We start from the raw sequence: 24,352 nt of genomic DNA, 5'->3' as shown, positions 1-24,352 counted from the left end.
CGACGCGCTTCAGAGGCCGCCGGTCGGCTGACGACCCGGGTTCTTCCCGGGCGTGAGTCGCTTCACGGCTGCGCTCCGCGGCGGCGCTGCCACGGGGCGTGTGCGTAGCGGGACAGTAGCGAGCCGGTCCGCTCAGCGGAAGTCTCCGTCCAGAATCCGGGCAGTGGCTGGTACGGACTCTTGCCCTTTGTCCCGGTACGCACAGCACACACCACTCGGCGTGCACCACCCTTGCACACAGCGCACACGGCACAACACGCGCCTGTGAGGAGGGAACATGCGCTGTACGGCGGAGCCTCTGTACGGCGGGAACACTCGCCCGTACGTGACATACGCACCCGCACCGAACGCGGGAAAGCCACACGCCTCGCACCCCGAGGCCACCCACCCGCTCAGGCATGGCGCCCGGCGTCACCGCATCCGGGTGGCCCACTCCTGCACCTTGGCGATCCGCTGCCGCAGCTGCCCCGCCGTCGCCTCCGCGCTCGGCGGCCCCCCGCACACGCGCCGCAGCTCGGTGTGGATCACGCCGTGCGGTTTGCCGCTCTGGTGGACGTACGCGCCGACCATGGTGTTGAGCTGCTTGCGGAGCTCCAGCATCTCCTTGTGGGAGACCACGGGCCGCCGCTCGGCGGGGAGTTCGAGGAGATCGGCCTCCTCGTCCGGCTTCTTGCGGCTGTGCGCGATCTGCCGGGCCTGCCGCTTCTGCAGCAGCAGCTGAACCTGGTCGGGTTCGAGGAGCCCCGGAATCCCGAGGTAGTCCTGCTCCTCTTCACTGCCCGGGTGGGCCTGCATCCCGAACTCGGCGCCGTCGTAGAGGACCCGGTCGAAGACCGCTTCCGACTCCAGCGCCTCGAAGGAGAACTGCTCCTGCTCCCCGGTGTCCTCGTCCTGCTCCCGGTTCGCCTCCTCCATCTCCTTCTCGGATTCGGCGTACGGGTCCTCCTCGCCCTCCTTCTTGGGCTTGTCGAGGACGTGGTCACGCTCGACCTCCATCTCGTTGGCGAAGCCGAGGAGGTCGGGGACGGTCGGGAGGAAGACGGACGCGGTCTCCCCGCGCCGCCGGGAACGCACGAAGCGGCCGACGGCCTGCGCGAAGAAGAGAGGGGTCGAGATCGTCGTCGCATACACGCCGACGGCGAGCCGCGGCACGTCCACGCCCTCGGACACCATCCGCACCGCGACCATCCATCGGTCGTCGTTGTGACTGAACTCGTCGATGCGGTTCGAGGCACCCGTGTCGTCGGAGAGGACGAGGGTCGCCTTCGTACCGGTGATCTCGCGGATGAGCTTGGCGTACGCGCGCGCCGAGTCCTGGTCGGAGGCGATGACGAGGGCACCGGCGTCCGGGATGCCCTTGCGCACCTCGGTCAGCCGCTGGTCGGCGGCGCGCAGCACACTCGGCATCCACTCGCCGCGCGGATCGAGCGCGGTACGCCAGGCCTGGCTGATGGCGTCCTTGGTCATCGGCTCGCCGAGCCGCGCCGCGATCTCGTCCCCCGCCTTCGTACGCCACCGCATGTTGCCGCTGTAGGAGAGGAAGATGACGGGCCGCACGACACCGTCGCCGAGGGCGGACCCGTATCCGTACGTGTAATCGGCGGCGGACCGCCGAATCCCGTCGTTCCCCTCCTCGTACGCCACGAAGGGGATGGGGTTGGTGTCGGACCGGAAGGGCGTACCGGTGAGCGCGAGCCGGCGGGTGGCGGGCTCGAAGGCCTCGAGGCAGGCCTCGCCCCAGGACTTGGAGTCACCGGCGTGGTGGATCTCGTCGAGGATGACGAGGGTCTTGCGCTGCTCCACCCGATTGCGATGCAGCATGGGTCGCACGCCCACACCCGCGTACGTCACGGCGACGCCCTGGTACTCCTTGCTGAGCGGCCCCGCGCTGTACTCGGGATCCAGCTTGATCCCTATCCGTGCGGCCGCCTCCGCCCACTGCTTCTTCAGATGCTCGGTCGGGGCGACCACGGTCACCTGCTGCACGACATGGTGGTGCAGCAGCCAGGACGCGAGCGTCAGCGCGAACGTCGTCTTACCGGCGCCGGGCGTGGCAACGGCCAGGAAGTCACGCGGCTGCTCCTGGATGTACTTCTCCATCGCCCCCTGCTGCCAGGCACGCAGCTTGTTGGCGGTGCCCCAGGGGGCACGGCCGGGGAAGGCGGGTGAGAGGTGATGCGAGGAGGACGCTGTGGCGAAGGTAGGGGCGGGCCCGGAGGGCCCTCCGTTGAGGGTGGTGGCGGGCGACGGGCGGGCGGTAGTCACGGTCTCCGTGGGGTGGTTGGGCGGCTCGGCTACGTATGACAACCGGGCCACCCTACCGGCGACCCGGATGTGTCAACGCGCGGACGACGCCGGGTCAGCCGTGGATGGGATCCACCTCACAGACCGCGCAGCCGGTCCGCGATCGCCCCGATGCCGCTCTCCTCACCGGAGGCCACATCGATGACCAGGTCGTACGCAGCGTCCTGGTCACAGGACACGAGGTCGACGCCGTTGACGGCGAGGAAGGTGGCCGCGGCGAGCCAGGCCGTCCGCTTGTTGCCGTCGACGAGTGGGTGGTTGGTGGCGATGGCGTGCAACAGCGCGGCCGCCTGCTCGTACAGGTCCTGGTAGGCGGTGACGCCGAGCATCCGGGCGCGGGGGCGGTGGACCGCCGAGGCCAGCAGCCCCGGCTCCCGGGCCTCGGGTGCGCGGCCGCCGAAGGCGACCTCCGCGAGGTCCGTCACCTCGGCGACGGTCAGGTGACGGGTGCGGGTGCCGGTCATTCGCCGAGCCTCCTCAACAGTTCGGCGTGCTCCTTCGCGAGCCGGGTGGCGAGGGCGCGGACGTGCGCGCCCTCCTCCCGCAGATACCTGCGTACGGCCGCTTCGGCGATCTCTTCCGGCAGGCGGTCCTGCGCGTCGGCGAGGTCGTCGAGCGCCTGCGCGAGGGCCGGATCGAGGCGAAGTTCCATGCGAGGAAGCTAGAGCACGGCACCGGCCCGATCCGACGGGTTTTATGCTCACCGCTCCCGCAGCCGCGTCGTCACCCAGGCACCCACCAGCGCCACCGCGGCCATGGGCAGGAACACGGCGGCGAAGGCGGCGGGATGCGAACCGGAGGCGGACGTGGCCGCGTCCGTGACCGTGCCGCCGCCCAGCGCCGCGAAGGCCGCGCCGCCCACGGCGAGCAGCAGCACATTGGACAGACCGTCGGAGATCTGCAGCGCGGCGGAGTTGGCCCCGGCCTCCTCGGGCGCCGAGAGGTGGAGCAGCAGCACACTGGTCGAGGCGATCACCAGACCCATGCCGAAGCAGCCGAACCCCCAGGCGACGGCCACGATCCACACGGGCACGGCGTGGATCAGCACGCTGGGCGCGGTGGCGACGGCGGCCGCCACCAGCACCATGCCGAGGAACATCAGCCGGTCTCTGTACGGCTCCACGCGCGGCCGCGCCTGCACATACGAACCCAGCGCCCAGGTCCCGCCGCCCGCCGCGAGCGAGAACCCGGCGAGTGTCGGCGAGAGCCCCCGCTGGGTGACCAGCATGAGCGGCACGAAGGACTCGGCGGCGATGAACGACCCGGCCGCGACCCCGCGCAACAGCACCACGGACGGCAGGCCGCGCGCCGCCCGGTACGTACCGCGTGGCAGCAGCCCGAGGACGGCCGGGACGAGCAGTGCGGCACCGGCGGCGGCCGGGACGAGCGACAGCCACTCCAGGTCCTGGGCGGCGTACTGGAGGAGGCCGGCGCCCAGCGAGATCCCGAGCGCCAGCCGGATACGCCGCCGGTCGAGGGGCGCGGGGACGGCCTTCCCCGCCCCTCCCGACGTCCGCCGGATCCGGGGAAGCGCGAGGGCCAGCGGAAGTACGACCAGGACAGGAATCCCGACGAACACCCAGCGCCAGCCCAGGTGTTCGGTCACCACGCCCGCCGCGAGCGGGCCGACCACGGACGGCACCACCCAGCCCGCCGCGAACGCCGCCATGATCGACGGCCGCAACCGCTCCGGATAGGCCCGCCCGACCACCACGTACAGGGCGACGATCACGAGCCCGCCACCGAGTCCCTGCACGGCCCGCCCGAGGATGAACACCCACATGGACGCCGCCGTCCCGGACAGCAGCAGCCCCGCCGCGAACGCACCGATCCCCGCGGTCAGCGAGGCCAGCGGCCCGTCCCGGTCCGACCACTGCCCGGCGAGCACCATCCCGAACAGGCTCGTCGTGAAGTACCCCGAGAACGCGAACGCGTACAGCGACACCCCGTCGAGTTCCCGCGCCGCCACGGGCATCGCCGTCCCCACGGCGGTCGCCTCGAAGGCGATCACCAGCACGACGGAGACGATCCCGACACTGAGCGCCCGGTACCGGCGGCTCAGCACACCGCCTTCCGCCTCCGACGGTGCCGTCGTGACATCACTCGTTTCCAGGGCTGCCATGACTGTCAGCGTAAGGGGCACAACTGACATTCGCCCCTGTCCGGAGACGGTGATCGACTGGGCCTTTGGTCGTACGACCAGCCACGACCCACCTGGCCCCGGGCCCCGGCCCCGGCCGTTCATGAACGGCGTATGGCAGTCCCGTTGCGGCGCTCGCCCATCCCTTGAGCCCCGCCCGTGCCGCCGCCTACGGTCTTCTCATCGGGTTCGGAACGAGTGAGCCGTGCCGCACCTGACATTGGCCGTCCGCCTGAGTGACGGCCAATGTGTTCGGCCGTGTGCCCGAGTGGTTCAGGGGCTCGCCTGCAAAGCGAGTTACGCGGGTTCGATTCCCGCCACGGCCTCCAGCGCCTTGAATGGGGGCGATGTTGAGGCTGTTCATCGGATAGGTCGGTCTGATCGCCGAGTAAGGCCGGTAGTCAGGCTTGTCGGTGAAGGACGCACTCAGCGGCGTTGAATAGTCGTCAAGCTGGGTGAGGGGGCCGATTCCGGTGAACAGGCCGACGGTGCGGACCATCGAAGCGGTGCTGTAGAAGGTCGAGTCGACCTTTCCCGTCTGGGTGTACGGGCTGATCGCCAAGGCGAGCGTCCGGTGGGCATCGATGTGGTCGGGCCCGTTCTGGGCCTCGTCCTCGGTGACAAAGATGGCGGTGTCCTTCCAGAACTGTGAGTGGGACACCGCATCCACCAGCCTGCCGAGGGCGTAGTCGTTGTCGGCCACCATCGCTTTGGGAGTGGGCTGCCCGGCCTTGGTGCCCAAGGTGTGGTCACTGGGGAACTCGACGAACTGCACCGTCGGCATGTCGCCCTTGGTCACGTATCTGCGGAAGCTCTTCAGCCATTGGTCGACCCGTGGGGTCAGACAGTTCTTCTTGGTGGGGACGAACGTTCCCGACGAGTCCGGACAGCCCAGCTGTACCTGGAACTCGTGGTCGGTCCGGGCGTCGAGCACCGGATCCGCGGCATGCGCCTCGTCCCCCTGACGCCTCGCATAGAAGCCGAAGTTGGCAAAGCTCACGCCGGCCTTGTCGAGGCGCTGCCAGAGGTAGGAGTTCTTGGCGGCCTGCGCAGCGTTCTCGGGGGCGTTGTTGCCGCCGGGGTAGACACCCTTGCGGCCGGAGTAGGCTGCGGGCCACATCTGCTCCGCGTAGGGGTTGGAGTTGGCCTGGACCGCCCAGTTCCAGCCGCTGGCGCTGACCTTGCCGTCGGCATAGAAGTTGTCGATGGTGGTGAAGCGCCGCGCCAACTCGCGTGTGTTGGGCGCCGACTCGTCCCCGAACAGGTTGAGGCCGGGGTCGCCGTTGCCCTTCTCCAGACTGCCGAGCACCTGGTCGTAGCTGCGATTCTCCTTGACTATGTAGATCACATGCTTGATGGGAGTCTCTTCGCCGGCCTTGCGCGGCACGACGGCACCACCGCCCCTGGTCACCGGGGCATTGTTGCGCTCCACCTGACGGGTGTACGCATCCAGTTGTTCGTCCCGGTCCGGCACATCCACGCTGCTCAACGTGCCGGCGACCATCGACGCGAGCTGCTGGCTGGGGGACGTCCGGCTCAAGCGCTCGGGGTTGGGGTATCCGGGACCGTTGTTCGGGCCCGCCCCCAGCCCCTTGGCATTCGTGATCCACAGGCGTCCGTTGTGCCAGATGACCGCACTGGGGTACCCGCCGGTAGGAATCCGTCCCAGATCCTTGCCGCTGGTCGGATCGAGCACCGAAACGCTGTTGTTGCCGGAGTTGGTGACATAGAGCCGCTTGCCCGCAGGGTCCAGGGCCAGACCCGTGGGGTTGCTGCCGACGAGAGCCTTCTTGGACGGCGATACGGATAAGCTGCGTATCACGCTCCTGGTCGCCAGATCCACCACGCTGACGCTGTCGGCGTCGCCGTTCGCGACATACAGCTTCCGGCCGCACGCGGAAAGCACCGACTTGTTCGGATGCAGACCCACCTTGATCCGCCCGGTTGTCCGGGGCGCCGAGGCTGCCACATCAACGATGTCGACGGTGTCGGCGCCCTGGTTCGACACGTAGGCCGTTCGCCCGTCCTTGCTGAGCGTCACCCACACCGGCCGACGACCCGCGGCGACGGTCCGCACCCGCCCGCTGACGGTGTCGGCGACCGTCACGGCGTTGCCGAGCTGATCGGCGACCACCAGTTTCCTTCCGTCCGGGCTGATGGCCAGGCCGGCCGGGAAAAGCGTGACGGCTTTGCCCTCTGGGGACTTGGTGGGCAGCTTGATGGGATCACATTCGGTGAGTCGGCCACCGGCAAACGACAGCACCCGGATCTTGGAGTTCGCCGCGGCACTGGCGTATGCGGTCCTGCCGTCCGGACTCCACGCCAGGCCGATGTACAGCGACTCCGGCGACGGATACGACAGTGTCTGGACGACCTTCCTCGTCCGGATATCGACCAATTGCAGGCTCTGTACGCCCTGACCGTTGTTGGTCACCAGCAGATAGCGACCGTTCGGGTGAAGAGCTGCGTTCAGTGGGAGGTCCCCGAGCCGGGTCTGGTCACCCGCTGGTGTGACCCGGTATCCAAGGGGCGTGATTGCAGTGCCGTCCTTCCTGGGACCGGCGGTCTTGATGGCGAGCGCGGAGGACACGATCCGCTTCGTTGCCGCGGCCGACGAAGCCTCGGCTCGGGCAGATGCGGCACGGGTCGGGTCCCCGAGCGCCCAGGCGGTGGCGACAGTGGCTATGGCTGCGCCGCCGATCGCGAGGGTACGGAAGTTCGACCCGGCCATTGTCTTCTCTCCTCCTCTGCAAGGCGGTGTGACGTGGGTTCAGAGCTAAGAGGATTGTCCCTGCTGATACCGAGCCACTCTCGCCCCAACGGGCATTCAGGTGAGTCAGCGAAATGCTCGAAAAGCGCCCTGACCGCCGCCATGGATCTCCATTTCCTCAGCCGGGCGCAGGGCCGGCAGGCGTTGCAGCGGTACGCGGCACCCGAGCCGGGCCGCAGGATTGTCCGGCACTATTCGCTCGACTGTTGGGACGCTGAGCCCGGACCATGTGACACGGCGACAGGCTGTGTGACCCGTCGATGGGGGACGGTGACGTGAGCGACTTTTCCCGACAGAGGCAGAACCCTGGGCCCCGCACATCGTGAGGGGGATCGATGCCGAAGGTGCCTGAAAGCCGGCGTATCGGACGCATGGCGGTGAATGAGCTACGTGCGCTGCTGGAGCGGCACGGCCACATCGTGCAGGAGATCGACGGCGGTAACGACCACGGCGAGGACCTCCACGTCACCTTCGTCCAGAACGGGCAGCGGACGGAGGACTCCGTGGCCATACAGGTGAAGGGCGGGGTCTCTACCCAGACCAGACGCGGACACCGCGTCCCGGTCGGCGATCACGGGGACAACTGGCGCGATGGCAGCTTCCCTGTGCTCTGCGTGGTCCACGATCCCGAGCGGGGTGGCCTCTTCTGGGCCAACGCAACCCGTCAGCTCCGCCGAGCAAGGGCGCTGCGCAAGACGGCGAAGTCCATCGTCGTCGCCCGGGAGTCCGTACTGGACGACGCGAGCCTCGACACGTTCGTGCGGGGCATGCGGCACTACCTGGCCAGGGAACGCGAGGGAGTCGGGAGGTGGGCGGACATGGCAGACGTCGAGTTCGCCCCGGACGACATCGTCAAACCCTTCGAGAACGAGATCCTCGAACCCATGGTCTTCTGGCAGCGCCGCGGACAGCCATACGCGGTCCTGCTCCATCACGACCTGGACTGGGAGCCCGTGCCCATCCAGGAGTTGATGCTCCGCTTCGAGCCGATCCCGTCGGTCGGCGATGTCATCCTCGACATTGCGGAAGCGCACTGGCTGATGGGCTGCTTCAAGTCCACGGAGTGGTGGCGTCGGCCGATCGAGCAGCGCGACCCCGTCTGACTCCCGCCAAGTCTCCGCAAGGGAGTCACGGCTTCGATTCCCGCCACGGCCTCTGCTGCCGGAGGAGGCAAGACGAAAGGGCGGCACCTCGGAAGAGGTGCCGCCCCCTCGTCCTCGACTACGTCGAAGAATCGCAGTTTGCGCCGGCCGTGGACCGCTCGTGGAGGTTGGTCGCGGGGCGACTGCGAGGAGGGTGGGCGAGGGCCGGTGCGTGTCGGGCCGGGTCACCGTGGGGCGGGTGTGCTGCGACGTCGGCTGCTTCTCGGTGCCGGTCAAGTTGACGCCGCCGTGCCGCCCGCCCCTACGGCGCGGGCGGTACGCCTTGAGATCGCCGGGCGGGTCGACTAGCTGACGCCGGCGCCGCGCGTGAACGGCTCGAAGGTGTGGCTGAATTGCCAGGTGTCCTGGGCGATCCCGGAGCAGGAGTTGGCGCCGGCGGTGCCTACGCAGCCGCCGTTGTCCCGCTGGAGTGCCCAGAAGGAGAGCGTGTTGATGCCCTGGGCGACGGCCCATTTCTCCACCGTGAGGGCGTCCTGCGTGGTGAAGGTTTCCTCGGGTCCGTAGTCGTCGATGCCGGGCATTTCGGTGACGCCGATCATGTGCCACAGCTTCGCCGGGTTCTTCTTCGGGTAGAGGGCCGCCAGTTGGTCGTGCAGACCTGAGGCGGCCGTCTCGGTGTCGGCCGCCATGTCGTGGGTGGCGCCGTCCCAGTAGTCGAACGTCATGATGTTGACGACGTCCACGCGCGCGCCGTTGTCGACGGCGTTCCGCAGCAGCGCGACGCCGCTGGGCGCGAGGCCGGTGGTGGTCGTGGGGAGTGTGTAGGAGAACTGCACGCGGTGGCCGGTGCGTTCGGCCCAGTGCTGGACCTTCGCGATGGCTTTGTTGCGGCGGTCGATCCCGGCGGTGTTGTTGATGGAGTCGGCCTCGATGTCGAGGTCGATCCGGGTGACGCCGTAGGTCGTGACGAGGCTCTCGTAGACCTTGGCGATGGAGTCGACGCTGGCGCAGCTGTCGGCCAGTTCGGTGCCGGTGGTGTCGGCGCTGTAGCCGCCGAAGGACGGGATGACGTTGCCGCCGCGGGCCTGGATCTTGGCGATGTCACCGCCGAACGTCGCCTTGGAGATCGGCTGGCTGGACTCACCGTTCCAGTAGGCGGTGCACGAGCCCGCCTCGGCGGTCTGGAGGAAGGCCATCGTGAGGTACTTGTTGCCCGACTCGGCGGCGAGCGTGGCCGGGCTTTCGCCGGTCCATGCCTCGAAGTACGGCGCCGCGACGTGTGCGGGCATGGGCTTCCCGGTGTACGAGGGTGCCGATTGCGCGGCGAGCGCGCCACCTCCCCCAAGGGCAACCAGCCCGGCCGACAGGGTGGTGACGGTCATGCAGGACAGCAACGCACGAAGAGGACCAGGTCGTCTCATTGACGCTCCCATAGCGAAGAAGAGCAGGCGGGGACAGCGGAAAGACAGAACCGAGAGACGTACGCCGGATCGGTGAGCGCCGGCGAACTCCCCCTGACCGGGGGCGAACGACGACTATCGTTGGACTAGACCAATCATCTGTCAAGGTTCTTTACAGTTCACTGACCCGAGTTGGTGCGGGAGGTGGGGTGTCACGCTCGACCCTGATACGCGGGCCCGACCGCACAGGCGTGGATCTCCAGCCCGGCCTGGTCGACTGACGACCTCGTGCACGGCCGGCCGTGGCACGAGGTCGTTGGTGTGCGGCGTCCGCCTACGCGTACAGCGTTCCGCCCGCCTGGTCCTCGAAAATCTCGGGCCAGTAGCGCCAGCCGTCGTCGCCGGGGAGGGACGGGGTCGGATCGCAGGCGACGGGGTCGACCGTGGCGAGGGTCTGGGCCATCGTGGCGGCGAGTTGTTCGTAGGAATCGGTCAGGTCGTGGGCCGCGTCGATCGTCTTCTCACGGTGGAGCAGCCAGAGGGTGAAGGCGAGGGTGGAGATGTCGGCGTTGAGGGGGCGGAGGGTGAGGTCCGGTTCGCTCCATGCGAGGACCGCGCCCGTGATGCCGTCCACGACGAGGCTCGTGTCCTCGAGCAGATGGCCGAGGCGTATCAGACGGTCCGCGGCGGCGGGGAGTTCGCCGGCGGTGAAGTCGCCGGGGCGCTCGTCCGCGTAGTACTCGCTGAGCGCCGGCAGCGGCACCTCCGTGTCCAGCTGGAAGAGGATCCCGTCCTCGGGCAGGCCCGTCTCCCGCAGGAACCGGCGTGTGGGTTCGTGCGCAAGCGCGGACGGGAAGTCGACCTCCTCGAAGCGCATGATCCCGCCCGCGCCGAACTCCGCGTCCAGCAGCCGCTTCGGCAGGTCCAGGACGAGTCCGTCGCCCGGCCCGGCGATCCGGGCCAGCGGGCGGATCAGGGCGGCCATCCGCCAGTACGGCGACACCTCGTCACCCGCGCCCGACTCGAAGACGGCGGTCAGACGGTCCGACGTCTCCGCGACCGCCTTCGGGCCGAACTGGCCTCGGGACGCGGTCAGTTCCTCGGTCGCGGCGGCGAAGCGCAGCAGCGCCTCCAGGGAGGGGGCGAGGGGGGACAGGTCCATCAGGGCCGGGTTCCGGTGGACGTACGTCGTGGAGACCTCCCCCGTCGTCCCGTCCAGCACGATCGACTCCAGGTCCCTGTCGAGGCTGCGCAGCGCCCCTATGACGAGCTGGTCCTTCAGCTCCTCGGCGAGCTTCTCCGCGTCGCCGGCCAGGTCCGCGAGCCTTCGCAGCCCGTGCTCCCGCAGCGTGCCGAACCCCAGCAGCGCGCCGTCGGAGGGCAGTCCTGCACCCGTCAGCCACCGGCGCGTCGCCGCGTGCGTGACATACGGATCCAGCTCGTCGTCGGTCAGCGTGATCACGCCGCCGACATCGGTGTCAGTCGTACTCATGGCTCCCCCGCGCATGTGAACGCATCGTGCTTCCCCCAGGTGGGAACACCTGGCCGCCCAGCGGCAGTTCCCCACTGACCAGAACCATACGCCGCACCACTGACAACGCCAGAAACGCGCAGGAACGGCCCGCCCACACCGGGGAAACATACGCCCCGGAACCCCCGGGCCCTGGCCCGGACCGTCCTCGGACGGCCGATGTTTTCCGCCCCCGCCGCCCCTACCCATTCCCGTCCTGGGGGCTGTGCCCCCAGACCCCCCGGGTTGTCTTTGACCGCGGGACGGTGGGGGCTGGTCGCGCAGTTCCCCACGCCCCTTCCGGGGCGCAGGGGGCGAGAAAACGGCCCACCCGCCGAACCTTCAGCTGAGGTAGACGCCACCCACGACGACCACCACGGCCGCCAACACGAACAGCAGCACCCAGAGCATCAGCTTCCCGACGCTGGGCGGCGGTTCATAGCGCGGCGGCTCGGGTTCGGGAACGCTCATGACGGCGTCACCACCGCGGCCTGGGGGCGGATGGGGAGGCGGTTGACCGGGCGTCCCGTCGCCGCTCGGACGGCGGACGCGACCGCTGCCGGGGACGTCACGACCGGCACCGCGCTGACCGCCTTCGCGCCGAAGGGGGCGACCACGTCGCGTTCCTCGACCAGCTTGACGATGCGGATGTCGGGGGCGTCCAGCGCGGTGGGAAGGGCGTACCCGGTGAGGTCGGGGTGGCGGACCAGGCCACGCGCCGTACGGAGGTTCTCCGTCAGCGCGGCGCCCACGCCCTGGGTGACGCCCGCCTCGATCCGGGCGGCGAGCTGCGCGGGGTTGAGGATCCGGCCCACGTCCTGGGCGAGGGCGAGTTCCACGACACGGACCGAGCCCAGCTCGATGTCGACGTCCACCACCGCGCGGATCGCGCAGAAGGCCAGGCCCACGAAGGCATCGCCCTGCCCGGCGGCGTCCAGGGGTTCCGTGGGATGCGGGCGGCACTGCGCGGTGGCCCACAACTCCTTGCCGTCCATCGCCTCGGTGACGGTCGTCGACAGCACACCGTCGTACGACGTGATCTTGCCGTCCGTGATCTGCAGCAGTTCCGTGGACATGCCGAACTTGTGCGCCAGGGGCTGGAGCAATTGTGTGCGGACCATCTTCGCGGCCCGTTCCACCGCGCCGCCCGACACCCACGTGTGGCGGCCGCGGCAACTCCCGCCCGCCGGCGGCTGGTCGGTGTCGACCGGCGCCACGTGCACCTCGTCGATGCCGAGCGTCTCCTGGACGATCTGCCGGGCCAGCGTGGTGAAGCCCTGGCCGGTCTCGACGGCCGCGCAGAGCACCGTGGCGACGCCGTCGTGGACCTTCACCGTGGCTGTCGAGACCTCGTCCGCGCCCTCGGCGCCGAGCATGTGGACCATGCCGACGCCATAGCCGACGCCACGGCGTACGGCACCGGGTTCGCCCGCACCCTCGGGGCCCCCGGGGAGCAGCCACTCCTCCTCGGGCGTGTCCTTGGGCAGGGCGGGAAGCGGGAAGTCCCTTACGGCTTGCAGGAGTTCGGCGACCGGAGCCGGGCACGTCACCGTCTGGCCGGTCGGGAGCACATCCCCCGTGGCCATCGCGTTGCGCAGGCGCAGTTCCGCCGGGTCGATGCCGAGCCTCTTCGCCAGCTTGTCCATCTGCGCCTCGTAGGCGGCACACACCTGCATGGCGCCCTCGCCGCGTACGTGGCCGGAGGGCGGGTTGTTGGTGCGCACGGCCCAGCCCTCGATGAAGGCGTTCGGGACGACGTACGGGCCGCAGGCGAAGGACACGGCGGCGGCCAGCGACTCGGCGGAGGTGTCCGCGTAGGCGCCCGCGTCGAGCAGGATCTGCGCTTCGACCTTCACCAACCTGCCCTCGGCGTCCGCGTGGTGGCGGTAGCGCAGCAAGGTGGGGTGCCGGTGGGCGTGGCCCAGGAAGGACTCCTCGCGGGTGGCGGTGAGCTTCACCGGGCAGCCGGTCTTCAGCGCCAGCAGGCCCAGCGGGAGCTGGAAGCCCTGGTCCTCGCGGTCGGCGGTGGCGCCGGGGACGCCGGTGACGACGACCTTCACCCGCTCGGGTTCCAGGCCGTAGCAGGCGGCGGCCGTGTCACGGTCGGCGTGCGGGTCGGTGGAGGCGACGTAGAGCTCGACCCCACCGTCGGGGCGGGGCACGGCGAGACCGGCCTCGGCGCCGATGGGGGCCGGGTCCTGTCGGCCGATGCGGTACTGGCCCTCGACGACGATCTCGCCGGCCGCGGCCGGGTCGCCGTGGCGCAGCGGGATGTGCCGGATCAGGTTGCCGTCGGGGTGCAGGGGTTCGGCTTCGAAGGCCTGCTCCGGGTCGGTCACCGCGTCGAGTACCTCGTACTCGACGATGACGGCGGCCGCGGCCATGCGCGCGGTGTCCGGGTGGTCGGCGGCGACGGCCGCGATGGGCTCTCCGTGGTGGCGTACGACCTCGGAGGCGAACACCGGGCGGTCGGCCCTGCCGCGCCCGTGCAACGCGCTGCCGGGCACGTCCTCGTGGGTGATGACCTCCCGTACACCGGGCATCTCGCGCGCGTGGCTGGTGTCGATGGACACGATGCGCGCGTGCGGATGGGGCGACCTGAGCACGGCGGCCCACAGCAGGCCCTCGGCCCACAGGTCGGCCGCGTACGGGAAGGTGCCCTCCGTCTTGGCGCGGGCGTCGGCGGCGGGCAGCGAGACGCCGAGTCCGTGCGGCACGGGCTCGGGGCCGGTCTCGGGTACCGCCGGTGTCGCGGTCGCGGCTTCGTTGCTCACGCCTGGCCTCCGTCCTGGCCGTACGGCTGCTCATGCGGCGCTCGGGGATCGTACGGAGCAGTGTCCTCGTACGCCGACGGGTGGACGCCGCCCGCGCCGGGGCCTGCCTGGTGCGGGATACGTGCCTCGTCGGCGTCCGGCGCGGCGTCGGCCGCGGAGTGCGCCTCGCGTTCGGCGACGACCTCGCGCACGGCGTCCAGCACCCCGCGGTAGCCGGAGCAGCGGCACAGATTGCCGCACAGCGCCTGGCGGGTCTCCAGTTCGGTCGGCGCGGGGTTGCCCTCGAGCAGGTCGTGCACGGTCATCGCCATACCCGGTACGCAGAAACCGCACTGCACGGCGCCGCACTTGGCGAGCGCCCGCTGCACGTCGGAGGGCTGCCCGTCGGCGGCCAGGCCCTCGACGGTGCGCACCTCGCTGCCCGCGGCGGTGACGGCGGGCACCAGGCAGGACGCCACGAGCCGCCCGTCGACCTGCACGTTGCAGGCGCCGCACTCGCCCTGCGAGCAGCCGTCCTTGGCGCCCGCGAGGCCGAGCCGCTCGCGGAGCACATAGAGCAGCGATTCGCCGATCCAGGCGTCGGTCACGGGACGGTCGGCGCCGTTGACGCGCAGGACGTACGAGGCGAGGGGGTGCTCGTCGTGCGGGGGCGGGGCGAGGGTGTCCGCGTCCCGCGCCTCCTCGGCGACGGCGCCCTCGGCAGTCTCCGAGGCTTCCCGGTCCTCGGGTGCCGGGTCCGGTTCGGCTGCCTCCGCCGGATCACCGGCCATCGGATCGGGCCCGGCGACCGGCTCGGGAGCCCCGTGAACGGGCTCGGCGGCCTGTTGGGCGGCCTGCGTGGGCGATTCCGTATGCGACTGCGCGTGAGACTCCGCAGGAGCCTCAGCGGCCGTTTTCTCCGGCTCGGCGGACCACGCCTGTCCGATGGCCTCCGTGGCCCAGGGGGCGGCCGCGCCGCCGGGAAGCGTGGCGGGTGGCGTCCCGCCCCACTGCTCGACGAGCGCCGACGTGGTGAACTCGCCCGATTCGTCCGGAAGGTCACCGCCGGCGACCGGAATCGACCACTGCCCGGTCACGTCATGCCCGGAGTGCACCGACTGTCCGGAAGGTGCCGAGTGCTCGGAATGCCCATCGGTGGCGGCATCTTGTGCCGCCTGGCCGAAGTCCCACTGCCCGGTGGCTCCCGGGTGGTACGAGAACCGGTCGTTCACGCCCTGCTGCGACTCGCCCCCCTGGGGTCCGGCGTTCGGATCCGGCCACTGGACGGCCTCGGCGGGCACCGCCCAGGTGCCGGTGGCCGCCGGGTCCGTCGCCCCGGGCGTCGTGGGCGCGATCGTGATCTGCGGGGGCACGTAACCGTGCCCGGGCGCCGCGAGCGGGCTGTCCCGGTCCGCGAGGAGGGCGTCGATACCGCCTTCGGGGAGCTGGACGAAGGCGGTCGCGCTGTCGTCGTAGTCGCCCTGGGGCAGCGGATCCCACCGGCCGCCGCTCTGCGGAGTGCCCTCTCCGTGCTGGTCGTCGGTCACGACAGTGCCCTCCCCAGTGCTCGTCGGGCCAGCGCGGCGACGGTGCGCCGCAGGTGCAGTACGGCGGGCGGTAGCGGCTGCACGGAGCCGTCCTCGGCCGGGACGGGGTCGGGGATGCAGGCCGCGGCGACGTACTCCCCGAAGGCGCTCAGCGCCTCGGGCACGAGCGTCCGCTCCCCGTCCCAGTCGATCAGCTGGGCGACCCACGCCTCGGCGTCCAGTGGCCGCAGCGGCATCGGCGCTATGGCTCCGACGGCGCACCGCACTCCGCGCCGAGCGGGGTCGAGGACGAGCGCCACGGACGCGATCGCGCGCCCGGGTCCGGTGCGTCCGGTCGCCTTCAGGAAGACCTGCGGCGCATGCAGCAGCGGCACGCGCACGTAGCCGATGAGTTCGCCGCCGCGGAGCATCTCCATGCCCGCGAGCAGGTGCGAGACAGGGATCTCGCGGCGGGCTCCGCCCTGGCCCGCGATGATCAGCGTGGCTTCCAGGGCGGCCAGCACGGGCAGCGCGTCCCCCGTAGGCGCGGCCGAGGCGATGTTGCCGCCCAGGGTGCCCGCGTTACGGATCTGCGGCGGTCCGGCGGCACGCGCGGCGGCGGCCAGCGCCGGGATGAGGGCCGCGAAGTCGGGGCGCCCCATGCGGGCGTGGGTGAGGCCGGCGCCGAGCAGCGCGTGGCCGTCCTGGTACTGCCAGCCGCGGATCTCGCTGATCCGGCCGAGGCCGACGAGCGCGGCGGGCCGCAGCTGTCCGGAGTTGACGGCGGCCATGAGGTCGGTGCCGCCGGCCACCGGAACGGCGGCGGGCATGGCGGCCAGCGCCGCCACTGCCTCGTCCAGCGAGGCGGGCAGCGTCACGGCCTGCGCCGCCTGCGGTGCGTGCGTGGTCAAACCGGCTGCCCCTTCCCGCTGCCCCACCTGGTCCCACCTGTGCTGCCGTACGGTACGTGCTGACAGGGCGGACGTGGCAACTCTGGCACATCTTCCCCGACCCTCGACGCGGGGGTCCGCTAGGAGGCATTCGCCCCTCTCACCAGGGAGATGGTCCGTTTTCGCACAACATCACCGGTGAGCGTCAATTGATACTCTTCGGTGACCGTTGGGGGCCTTTTGCCTTGTGAGGCCACCGTGGCAGGGTGAACACGACGGGACACACCGGTTGGGAGTCACCTCACACGTTTGGGGGCGCCCCCTCGATCGGGCGTCCGAGCACACCGGGTCGCTTCTGCCACGGCAGCGGGCCCGTGGGCGCGCGATAGGCCACTCCCAGGGCGTCAAGTCGCGCGTAGTGGGCGGTCATCCGGCGCTCGAAGTCCGCGAAGTCCCGTTCGGCGGGGGCGGGCAGGGGGCTCCAGGCGACCTCCGCGAAGGCCGCGAGCCGGGGGTATGTCTGGTAGTCCACGCGCGCGTGGTCCTCCATCACCTCGGTCCACACGTTGGCCTGAGTACCCAGCACATGCCGTGCCTCCGCCTCGGTGAGCTGCGGCGGCACCGGCTCGAAGCGGTAGACGTCCTCCAGGGTGCGGACGTAGCCGATGGGGACCGGTTCGTCCTCGCCGGCGTGTTGACGATGGTCCAAATACACCTGCTGCTCGGGGCACATGACGACGCCGTGGCCCGCGCGGGCGGCCGTGATGCCGCCCTGGTAGCCACGCCACGAGGACACGGCCGCGCCGTCCGCGAGCCCGCCCTCCAGGATCTCGTCCCAGCCGATCAGCCGACGCCCGTGCGCGGAGAGCCAGTTGTCGAAATGCCGGATGAACCAGGACTGCAACTCGTCCTCGTCCGCGAGCCCGAGTTCCTCGATGCGCGCCTGAGCCGTCGGCGACTGCTTCCACTGGTCCTTCGCGCACTCGTCGCCGCCGATGTGGACGAACCCCGAGAACGGCGCGGCATCCGCCGGGAAGAGCTCCAGGAGTTCCTCGAACACCCCCTCATAGAAGCGCAGGGTGTTGTCAGTGGGGGCGAGTACGTTTTTGGAGACGCCCCAGTTGTCCCAGACGGTCAAGGAGGTCGTGTCGATGACGTCGGTGTTGCCCAGTTCCGGATACGCGGCGATGGCGGCCTGCGAGTGGCCCGGGATGTCGATTTCGGGGACGACGCTGATATGCCGCTCGGCGGCGTACGCGACGATCTCGCGGATGTCGTCCTGCGTGTAGAAGCCCCCGTGCGGCTTCTCCTCCCACAGCGGCGAGGCACGATGGCCGAATTTCGTGCGCGCCCGCCAGGATCCGACCTCTGTCAGCTTCGGGTAGCGCTTGATCTGGACACGCCATCCCTGGTCGTCGGTGAGGTGGAAGTGGAAGACGTTGAGTTTGTGCGCGGCCAGGAGGTCGAGATGGCGGAGGACTCCGTCCTTGGGCATGAAGTGACGGGAGACGTCGAGCATCAGGCCGCGCCAGCGGAATCGGGGCGCGTCCTCGACGGTCACCATCGGAAGCTCCCAGTTGCGTCCCGGCCGCACCGGAGCCCGCCTGTACGCGTCGGGGCCGAGCAGCTGCCGGAAGGTCTGGGCACCCCAGAAGACCCCGGCGGCGCTGCCTCCCTCGATGCGGCGCACGGCCCCGTCGACGGCCAGGCGATAGCCCTCGGGGGCGAGCTCCGGATCGATGGCGAGGACGATGCGGTTGTCGGTGTCCCGGCCGTCGGCCAGCGGAAACCCGGTGGCCGCGCCCAGCGTGGAGCGCAGCCAGCGCGCCACGCCCCCGGTACCGGGCCGCGCCTCGATCGTCGTCTCCGCGTCCAGGCTCCGGTACCCCGGGGCGGGCGGTGACCAGTCGAGCGCCCGGGGCGCCGGAATCAGCTGCACGTCCGTCATGCCATCAGTCCTTTACCGCTAGTCCTTTACCGCTCCGCCGAGGCCGGAGACCAGTCGTCGCTGTACGAGTACGAAGAAGATCAGCACCGGAATCGTCATCACGGTGGAGGCCGCCATCACCCCGCCCCAGTCGGGCTCGTCCGGCTTGTAGAAGACGAGAAGAGCCATCGGCAGGGTGGACTGCGAGGTGTCGCTGATGATGAAGGACTTGGCGAACAGGAAGTCGTTCCAGGCCGAGATGAAGGAAAACACGCTCGTGGCCACAAGGCCCGGGAAGACCAGGGGGAACAGAATCTGCCAGAGGAATCGCGCCCGGCTCGCCCCGTCGATGTACGCGGCCTCCTCCAGCGCGTCCGGTACGGCCTTTACGAAACCCCGCAGCATCCAGATCGCGAAGGGCAGCGAGAAGGCGATGTGCGGCAGGATCAGCGAGCCCAGCGTGTTCAGCTGACCGAAGTCCCGCATGAGGAAGAACAGGGGGATGGTCAGGGCCTCGACGGGCACCATCTGCGCGACCAGGAACATGATCAGCAGGGTGGTCCGGAAACGGAAGCGGAATCGCGTCACGGCCGTCGCCGCGAGAAACGCGACGAGCGCCGAGACGACGACCACGGAGCCTGCCACGACAAGGCTGTTGAGGAAGTACCGGCCGAATTCCTGCTGTCCGAAGACGCGCCGGAAGGAATCCAGGGAGGGCGAAAGCGTCCACGGGCGGGGCTCGGTCGACTCGACCTCTCCGGCCGGTTTGAAGGCGCTGATCACCATCCAGTAGAGGGGGAAGGCGACGACGGCCGCGATCAGCAGCGCGGACGCCTCGGCGGCCAGCCGCCATGGACGCCGTACGACACCCCGCAGGAAGTTCACCGTCGGGAGGCTCACAGTTCCTCCCCCTGCCTGCGCAGCAACCGGAGATAGGCCAATGTGACCGCCAGCAGAATCACCAGCATCACCACGCCGATCGCCGAGCCGAGGCTGTACTGGGAGGCGGCGAACGCCTTCTGGTACGCGTACACGTTGAGCACCAGGTTCTGCCCGGCGATGCCGCCGCCGTTCGTCATCACGTAGATCTGCGTGAAGACCTTGAAGTCCCAGATGACCGACTGGATGGTGACGACCACCAGGATCGGCCGCAGCATCGGTGCGAGCACCGAGCGCCAGATCCGCCACTGCGAGGCGCCGTCCAGGGCCGCCGCCTCCAGCACCTCACCCGGTACGGCGCGGATCCCCGCGTACACCGTCACCATCACGAACGGGAAGGAGCACCAGACCACTTCGAGCAGCACGAGCGCGAAGGCGCTGTAACGCCCGTACGTCCATGAGTGGTCGCCGATCCCGAGGACCCGGTTGGCGGGGCCGAAGTCGGGGTCGAAGAGAAACAGCCAGACCGTGGAGCCGGTGACGGCCGGGGTGGCCCAGGCACCGAGCGCGGCCAGCATCAGCGCGAGACGCGGTACGGCCCGTACGCGCGTGAGGAGCACCGCGAGCGCGCAGCCGACGGCCAGGGTGGAGACCACGCAGGCCGCCGCGAACACCAGCGTCGCGAGCAGCACCTGCCAGAACTGGTCGTCGGCGAAGAGCGTCGCGTAGTTGCCGAAGCCCTCGAAGGTGGTCGGCTCACCGCCGCTCACCTGGGCCTGGGTGTAGTGCAGGACCGAGATCAGGCCGAGCTGGTAGATGGGGTAGACGAGCAGGCCGCCGAGGATCAGGAGGGCGGGCGCGAGATAGAGCCAGGGGGTCCAACCGGCCTGGGTGCGGCGGACTTTTCCGGTGCGGGTGCGGGTGCGGGGGCGGCCGGTCCCGCGAAGGAGGTTGCCGGTCCCGGGCCCGGATCTGCCGGGCTCGGATCTGCCGGGCCCGGCGGGGCGCCCGGGCACCCCCTCGGCCGCGAACAGCAGGTCGCGCACGGGCGCCCCGCCGCTCCGCGGTGCCGGGGGACCCACCGTCACCCGGCCGGCTGCGTCCGGCCCACGGGAGCGGCCCGCGCCATGGCTGGAGCCGGAACCGACGCCGGACCTGGAGCCGGAACCGATGCCGGTGCCCACGCCGGAGCCGAGGCTGGAGCCGGAGCCCGCGCCGATACCGGCCCCAGCGCCGGAGCCGGCCCCAGAGCCCGCGCCGAAGTCGGATCCAGTACCGAAGTCGAACCCAGAGCCCACGCCGAAGTCGGATCCAGTGCCGGAGCCGACCCCAGAGCCCGCGCCGGAGTCGGATCCAGTGCCGGAGTCGAATCCGATACCAGGGTCGGATCCAGCACCGGCCCCGGAGTCAGAGCCCGATCCGGCGCCCGAGCCAGACCCGTGGCCGACGTCGGAGTCGGTGCCCGAGTCGCCCGCGGGCGGGACGCCCGTCGATGCTGCGCGCTTCTTCATCGGCTTCACCCAGCGGAGCTGAACGCGTCGTTCATCTTCTTCGCCGCGTCCGTCGAAGCCGCCGCCACGTCCTTCTTGCCACTGACGATCTCCTGGAACATCGTCGGCAGCACGAGCGAGGCATCGATCTGCGCCCATGCGGGCGAGGCGGGCACGAACTTGGCGCCCGCGGCGAGCGTCTTCACGAAGGGGGCGACGAACGGTTCCTTCTTGGCGACGTCGTCGCGCACGTCGCTGTACGTCGGCAGGAAGCCCATCGCATCGAACAGCTCGCCCTGGGTCTTCTTCGACGCCAGCTGCTTCATCAGGTCGACGGCGAGCGTGCGGTGCGAGGTGCTCTTCAGTACGCCGATGTTGTTGCCGCCCGCGAACGCCGGGGCGATCTCGCCCGCCTTCAGACCCGGCAGCGGTACGACCGCGTACTTGCCCTTGATCTTCCCGGCCTCGATGGCCGCATGGCTGAAGTCACCGCCGATGGCCATGCCCGCCTTGCCCGAGGCGAAGGCGGTCACCGTGTCGTTGCCGCCCATGCCCGCGCACTTGGCGGCCGGACAGTTGTCGTCGCCGAAGAGCGAGGTGTAGGCCTTGATGCCCTTCCGCGCGTCCGCGCTGTCGATGGTGGAGGCGTACGAACCGCCCTTGCCCTCGGCGAGTTCACCGCCGTTGGACCAGATGAACGGCATCGCGCCGTAGGTGTAGGCACCGCCGACCGCGAGACCGTACAGGTCGGGCTTCGCCGCGTGGATCTTGCGGGCGGTCTCGGCCAACTCGGCCTGGGTCCTCGGGACTTCCAGGCCCAGTTCCTTGAGGACGTCGGTGCGGTAGTAGAGGGCGCGCACGCCGACGAAGTACGGGGCACCGTAGATCCTGCCGTCCACCGTCACCGACTGCCTGGCCGTCGGGTCGGTGTCCTTGGCCTCGCTCCAGTCGGTGAACTCCTTGGTGACGTCGGCGAGTCCACCGTCCTTCACGTAACCGGCCGTGTCCGTGTTGCCGTACTCGATGACGTCCGGGGCGCTCTTGGGGTCGTTGAAGGCGGCCTTGATGCGCTGGGCGCGGGTCTCCACGGGGATGTACTCGACGGTGACCTTGGTGCCCTTGTGGGCCTTCTTGAAGGTGTCGAGCGCCGCGTCGACGACCTTCTGCTTCGGCGCGTTGTTGACCTCCTGGAAGAGCCAGACGCGCAGGGTGCCGGTCTTCTCGTCCTTGCCGGAGGAGGAGTTGTCGGAGGTCTGGGGAGCGCAGGCGGCGGCGACGACAAGGGCCGCGAGGGCGGCGGCCGTTCGGACAGGGAGCTTCGCAGAGAGCTTCATCGAGCATCCTCCGATGGGCGCGTTGCAACATGCGCAATGGCTGTTTTGCTCTGCACAACACCCAGGAGGCTAGGGAGTACATGAACATGCCCACAAGAGGTCTCAACCACTCTGTGACCACGGGACGCACTCCGTGCAACGGTCAGGCGCCGGCGGCCTCCCCGCCCGTCTCCCCGCCCCCCTCCGCAAGGGCCTTCCCACCGGCCTTCCCGGCAGCCTTCTCCCGGTCCGCCCGCACCCCGTCCCGTATCCCCGCCGCGAACGGGGTCCCGATCATCGCGAGCAGGGCCCACACGAAGCCGCCGAAGAACAGCACCTCCCACTGCTGCTTCGCCGCGTCCCCGAGCGCCAACAGCAGAACGCCACCGAAGAGCGCACCCGCCGCGACCAGATGAACGCTCACCAGGACATCCGGCAGGAACACCTCACGCAGGAATCGCTCCCCGTACCACCAGCGCACCCAGCGCCGAGCACCGACGAGGAGCAGGCATCCGACGACGGGCACGGCGAGCAGGACGATCCACGGCGGCAGGGGGTTGCCGAAGTAGGCTGGCCCCGCCAGCAGCATGGTGCAGACGCCGACCGCGATTCCCCAGGGAGTGAGAGCCACCAGGGCCCGCACGCCCGCCTCGCGGCCCCCGCCGCCGTACAGCCGCTCATTGGTGGCGCGTATCTCGGCGAACCGCGCCTGCCAGCCGAGACCGGCCCTTCGGGTGCCTCTCAGGCAGAGCGTCATCGCCACGAGCGACGCGGCGCGCACTGTCTGGAAGCCGGTATCCAGTCCCTCCGGCCAGTCCCCCACCAGGGTCAGACCGCTGGAGACCAGGAACACCGCCAGCACCGCCCACACCCACGGGCTCGGCCGCCACGGCTGCTGCAGCGCCTTCCGGCCGCCCCCGAGCTCCTTCGCCCGTTTCAGCTCCTGTCGGGCCTCGGCGCCGTAGCCGCCCACCTTGTTGAGGGCGGCCCCCAGAGCCCGGTGCGGCGCCGCCTCGTCCGGCGCCAGCCCGACCGCGGCACGCGCCGCGGTCACGGCCGCGTCCCACCGCCCCAGCAGCCAGTCCGCGTCGGCGACCGCGACCCACCCCCGCCAGTCGTCCGGCGCCAGCCGCACCGCCCGCTCCGCCAACGGCAATGCCGCCTCCGGATCCCGGAGTTGGAGGAGCACCGACGCGGCGAGGCTCAATTCCTCCGCGCTCTCCGGCTCCGCCCGCTCCACCAGCGCCCGGCTTGCACGGAACTTCCGCTCCCGAGCAAGCTCCCGCGCCCGCAGCAACAACTCCACGCCCACCCCCACGCACGACAAGGCCGCGGCGCCCTCTCACCAGGGACGTCGCGGCCTTACTGGTCTACGCGGCGTACTGCGCCGAAGGATCCGGCGGCGTTACTTCTTGTCGCCGCCCTTGCCGTCCTTGCCCTTGTCGCCGCCGGCGCCCATGGACTCGTAGATCTCCTTGCACATGGGGCACACGGGGTACTTCTTCGGGTCACGGCCCGGGACCCACACCTTGCCGCAGAGGGCCACGACGGGCGTGCCGTCGAGGGCGCTCGCCATGATCTTGTCCTTCTGGACGTAGTGGGCGAAGCGCTCGTGGTCCCCGTCGCCGTGCGACACCTGCGGCGTCGGCTCTACGAGGGTCCCCGTCCCCGTGCCTCGCTGGGGCTGGGTCTCAGGCTCAAGAGTGCTCATGGGTGCAAGGGTACTGAAGCCCGCGCGCATCAGTTGAGCGACGGGTCGTCCGGATACGTCGCCACCATCGCCAGGTCGTTGCGCTGGCGGCGCAGCACCTCGCGCCAGAGCCGTTCGGGTGACGGGGAGGAGACGTCGCCGGGTTCGGACTCGACGACGTACCAGGCGCCCTCGACCAGTTCGTCCTCCAGCTGGCCCGGGCCCCAGCCCGCGTACCCGGCGAAGATTCTCAGTGAGCCGAGGGCCGAGGCGAGGAGCTCGGGCGGGGCCTCCAGGTCGACGAGGCCGATCGCACCGTGCACGCGCCGCCAGCCGAGGGGCGCGCGTTCGCTGGACGCGCCGCCCGGGATGACCGCGACGCCCAGCGCCGAGTCCAGCGACACCGGGCCGCCCTGGAAGACGACGCCGGGCTCGCCGGCCAGGTCCGCCCAGGCCTCCAGGATGTCGCCGACGTCCACCGGTGTGGGCCGGTTGAGGACGACGCCCAGGGAGCCCTCCTCGTCGTGGTCGAGGAGCAGCACCACCGCGCGATCGAAGTTCGGGTCCGCCAGGGCGGGCGTGGCCACGAGCAGCCGCCCTGTGAGCGAGGACACCTCGGTCATGCCAGACATGATCCCGCATCTTCCCTTCATGTGG

General features: G+C 70.2%; 18 protein-coding genes, 1 tRNA gene and 1 pseudogene. 2 read left to right on the top strand and 18 right to left on the bottom strand.

Translation table 11 applies throughout. The annotated features are described in order from the left end of the window. Positions 1-411 precede the first annotated feature (411 nt). From ACIBK0_RS17980 to ACIBK0_RS17965, 4 genes are all read right to left on the bottom strand, one after another. A complete protein-coding gene (locus ACIBK0_RS17980; protein ID WP_399080670.1) occupies positions 412-2,265 on the bottom strand; it encodes a DEAD/DEAH box helicase in 1,854 nt (617 codons plus the stop codon). Positions 2,266-2,381: 116 nt separating this feature from the next. Beyond that, positions 2,382-2,768 carry a type II toxin-antitoxin system death-on-curing family toxin gene (locus ACIBK0_RS17975; protein ID WP_399080668.1) on the bottom strand — a complete coding sequence of 129 codons (387 nt, stop codon included), beginning with the start codon at positions 2,766-2,768 and terminating at the stop codon, positions 2,382-2,384. Further along, positions 2,765-2,956, bottom strand: a complete 192-nt coding sequence (locus ACIBK0_RS17970; protein ID WP_399080666.1) for a hypothetical protein — start codon at positions 2,954-2,956, stop codon at positions 2,765-2,767. Before ACIBK0_RS17970 ends, ACIBK0_RS17975 begins: the two co-directional genes overlap by 4 nt. A 48-nt stretch (positions 2,957-3,004) precedes the next feature. Continuing rightward, the gene (locus ACIBK0_RS17965; RefSeq protein WP_399080664.1) at positions 3,005-4,426 is read right to left on the bottom strand and encodes an MFS transporter; all 1,422 of its coding nucleotides are present in this window, start codon (positions 4,424-4,426) and stop codon (positions 3,005-3,007) included. A gap of 272 nt (positions 4,427-4,698) precedes the next feature. On the opposite strand from ACIBK0_RS17965, the gene ACIBK0_RS17960 reads away from it, so the two are divergent. Beyond that, positions 4,699-4,773 (top strand) — tRNA-Cys (locus ACIBK0_RS17960). Positions 4,774-4,940: 167 nt separating this feature from the next. Here ACIBK0_RS17960 and ACIBK0_RS17955 read toward each other — a convergent pair. Beyond that, a pseudogene (locus tag ACIBK0_RS17955) lies at positions 4,941-7,175 on the bottom strand (alkaline phosphatase family protein); the annotation flags it as partial. Positions 7,176-7,585: 410 nt separating this feature from the next. Between ACIBK0_RS17955 and ACIBK0_RS17950 the strand changes: the two are divergent. Then, entirely contained in the window at positions 7,586-8,317 is a 732-nt protein-coding gene (locus tag ACIBK0_RS17950; protein WP_399080662.1) for a DUF4365 domain-containing protein, read from the top strand. 344 nt (positions 8,318-8,661) lie between these two features. Here the strand turns inward: ACIBK0_RS17950 and ACIBK0_RS17945 are convergent, their stop codons facing one another. The 13 genes from ACIBK0_RS17945 to ACIBK0_RS17885 all read right to left on the bottom strand — a co-directional run bounded on the left by ACIBK0_RS17945 (position 8,662) and on the right by ACIBK0_RS17885 (position 24,318). Beyond that, a complete protein-coding gene (locus ACIBK0_RS17945; RefSeq protein ID WP_399080660.1) occupies positions 8,662-9,699 on the bottom strand; it encodes a chitinase in 1,038 nt (345 codons plus the stop codon). Positions 9,700-10,051: 352 nt separating this feature from the next. Continuing rightward, the gene (locus ACIBK0_RS17940) at positions 10,052-11,209 is read right to left on the bottom strand and encodes an SUKH-4 family immunity protein (protein WP_399080658.1); all 1,158 of its coding nucleotides are present in this window, start codon (positions 11,207-11,209) and stop codon (positions 10,052-10,054) included. Between the two features lie 360 nt (positions 11,210-11,569). Next, positions 11,570-11,698 (bottom strand): hypothetical protein, encoded by a 129-nt coding sequence (locus tag ACIBK0_RS17935; RefSeq protein ID WP_399080656.1) that lies wholly within the window; start codon positions 11,696-11,698, stop codon positions 11,570-11,572. Beyond that, the gene (locus tag ACIBK0_RS17930) at positions 11,695-14,001 is read right to left on the bottom strand and encodes a xanthine dehydrogenase family protein molybdopterin-binding subunit (RefSeq protein WP_399080654.1); all 2,307 of its coding nucleotides are present in this window, start codon (positions 13,999-14,001) and stop codon (positions 11,695-11,697) included. The genes ACIBK0_RS17935 and ACIBK0_RS17930 overlap by 4 nt, the downstream gene beginning before the upstream one ends. Next, the gene (locus ACIBK0_RS17925; RefSeq protein ID WP_399080652.1) at positions 13,998-15,527 is read right to left on the bottom strand and encodes a 2Fe-2S iron-sulfur cluster-binding protein; all 1,530 of its coding nucleotides are present in this window, start codon (positions 15,525-15,527) and stop codon (positions 13,998-14,000) included. The genes ACIBK0_RS17930 and ACIBK0_RS17925 overlap by 4 nt, the downstream gene beginning before the upstream one ends. Then, on the bottom strand, positions 15,524-16,417 hold the full coding sequence (locus tag ACIBK0_RS17920) for an FAD binding domain-containing protein (protein ID WP_399080650.1): 894 nt from the start codon (positions 16,415-16,417) through the stop codon (positions 15,524-15,526). The genes ACIBK0_RS17925 and ACIBK0_RS17920 overlap by 4 nt, the downstream gene beginning before the upstream one ends. 280 nt (positions 16,418-16,697) lie before the next feature. Continuing rightward, the gene (locus tag ACIBK0_RS17915; protein ID WP_399080648.1) at positions 16,698-18,344 is read right to left on the bottom strand and encodes a beta-N-acetylhexosaminidase; all 1,647 of its coding nucleotides are present in this window, start codon (positions 18,342-18,344) and stop codon (positions 16,698-16,700) included. Between the two features lie 18 nt (positions 18,345-18,362). After that, entirely contained in the window at positions 18,363-19,208 is an 846-nt protein-coding gene (locus tag ACIBK0_RS17910; protein ID WP_399080942.1) for a carbohydrate ABC transporter permease, read from the bottom strand. An 11-nt stretch (positions 19,209-19,219) separates the two neighbouring features. Then, on the bottom strand, positions 19,220-20,218 hold the full coding sequence (locus ACIBK0_RS17905; RefSeq protein WP_399080940.1) for a carbohydrate ABC transporter permease: 999 nt from the start codon (positions 20,216-20,218) through the stop codon (positions 19,220-19,222). Between the two features lie 500 nt (positions 20,219-20,718). Further along, positions 20,719-22,026, bottom strand: a complete 1,308-nt coding sequence (locus tag ACIBK0_RS17900) for an extracellular solute-binding protein (protein WP_399080646.1) — start codon at positions 22,024-22,026, stop codon at positions 20,719-20,721. Positions 22,027-22,168: 142 nt separating this feature from the next. After that, a complete protein-coding gene (locus ACIBK0_RS17895; protein ID WP_399080644.1) occupies positions 22,169-23,311 on the bottom strand; it encodes a hypothetical protein in 1,143 nt (380 codons plus the stop codon). 99 nt (positions 23,312-23,410) lie between these two features. Continuing rightward, positions 23,411-23,716, bottom strand: a complete 306-nt coding sequence (locus tag ACIBK0_RS17890) for a DUF3039 domain-containing protein (protein WP_362017694.1) — start codon at positions 23,714-23,716, stop codon at positions 23,411-23,413. A 29-nt stretch (positions 23,717-23,745) separates the two neighbouring features. Next, positions 23,746-24,318 (bottom strand): YqgE/AlgH family protein, encoded by a 573-nt coding sequence (locus ACIBK0_RS17885; RefSeq protein ID WP_399080642.1) that lies wholly within the window; start codon positions 24,316-24,318, stop codon positions 23,746-23,748. Positions 24,319-24,352: the final 34 nt, after the last annotated feature.

The sequence above is a fragment of the Streptomyces sp. NPDC050564 genome, assembly GCF_044457265.1.
In the GTDB taxonomy this organism is placed as follows: Bacteria; Actinomycetota; Actinomycetes; order Streptomycetales; family Streptomycetaceae; genus Streptomyces.
Note: the sequence above shows the minus strand (reverse complement) of the source record. Positions and strands in the feature narration are given on the sequence as shown.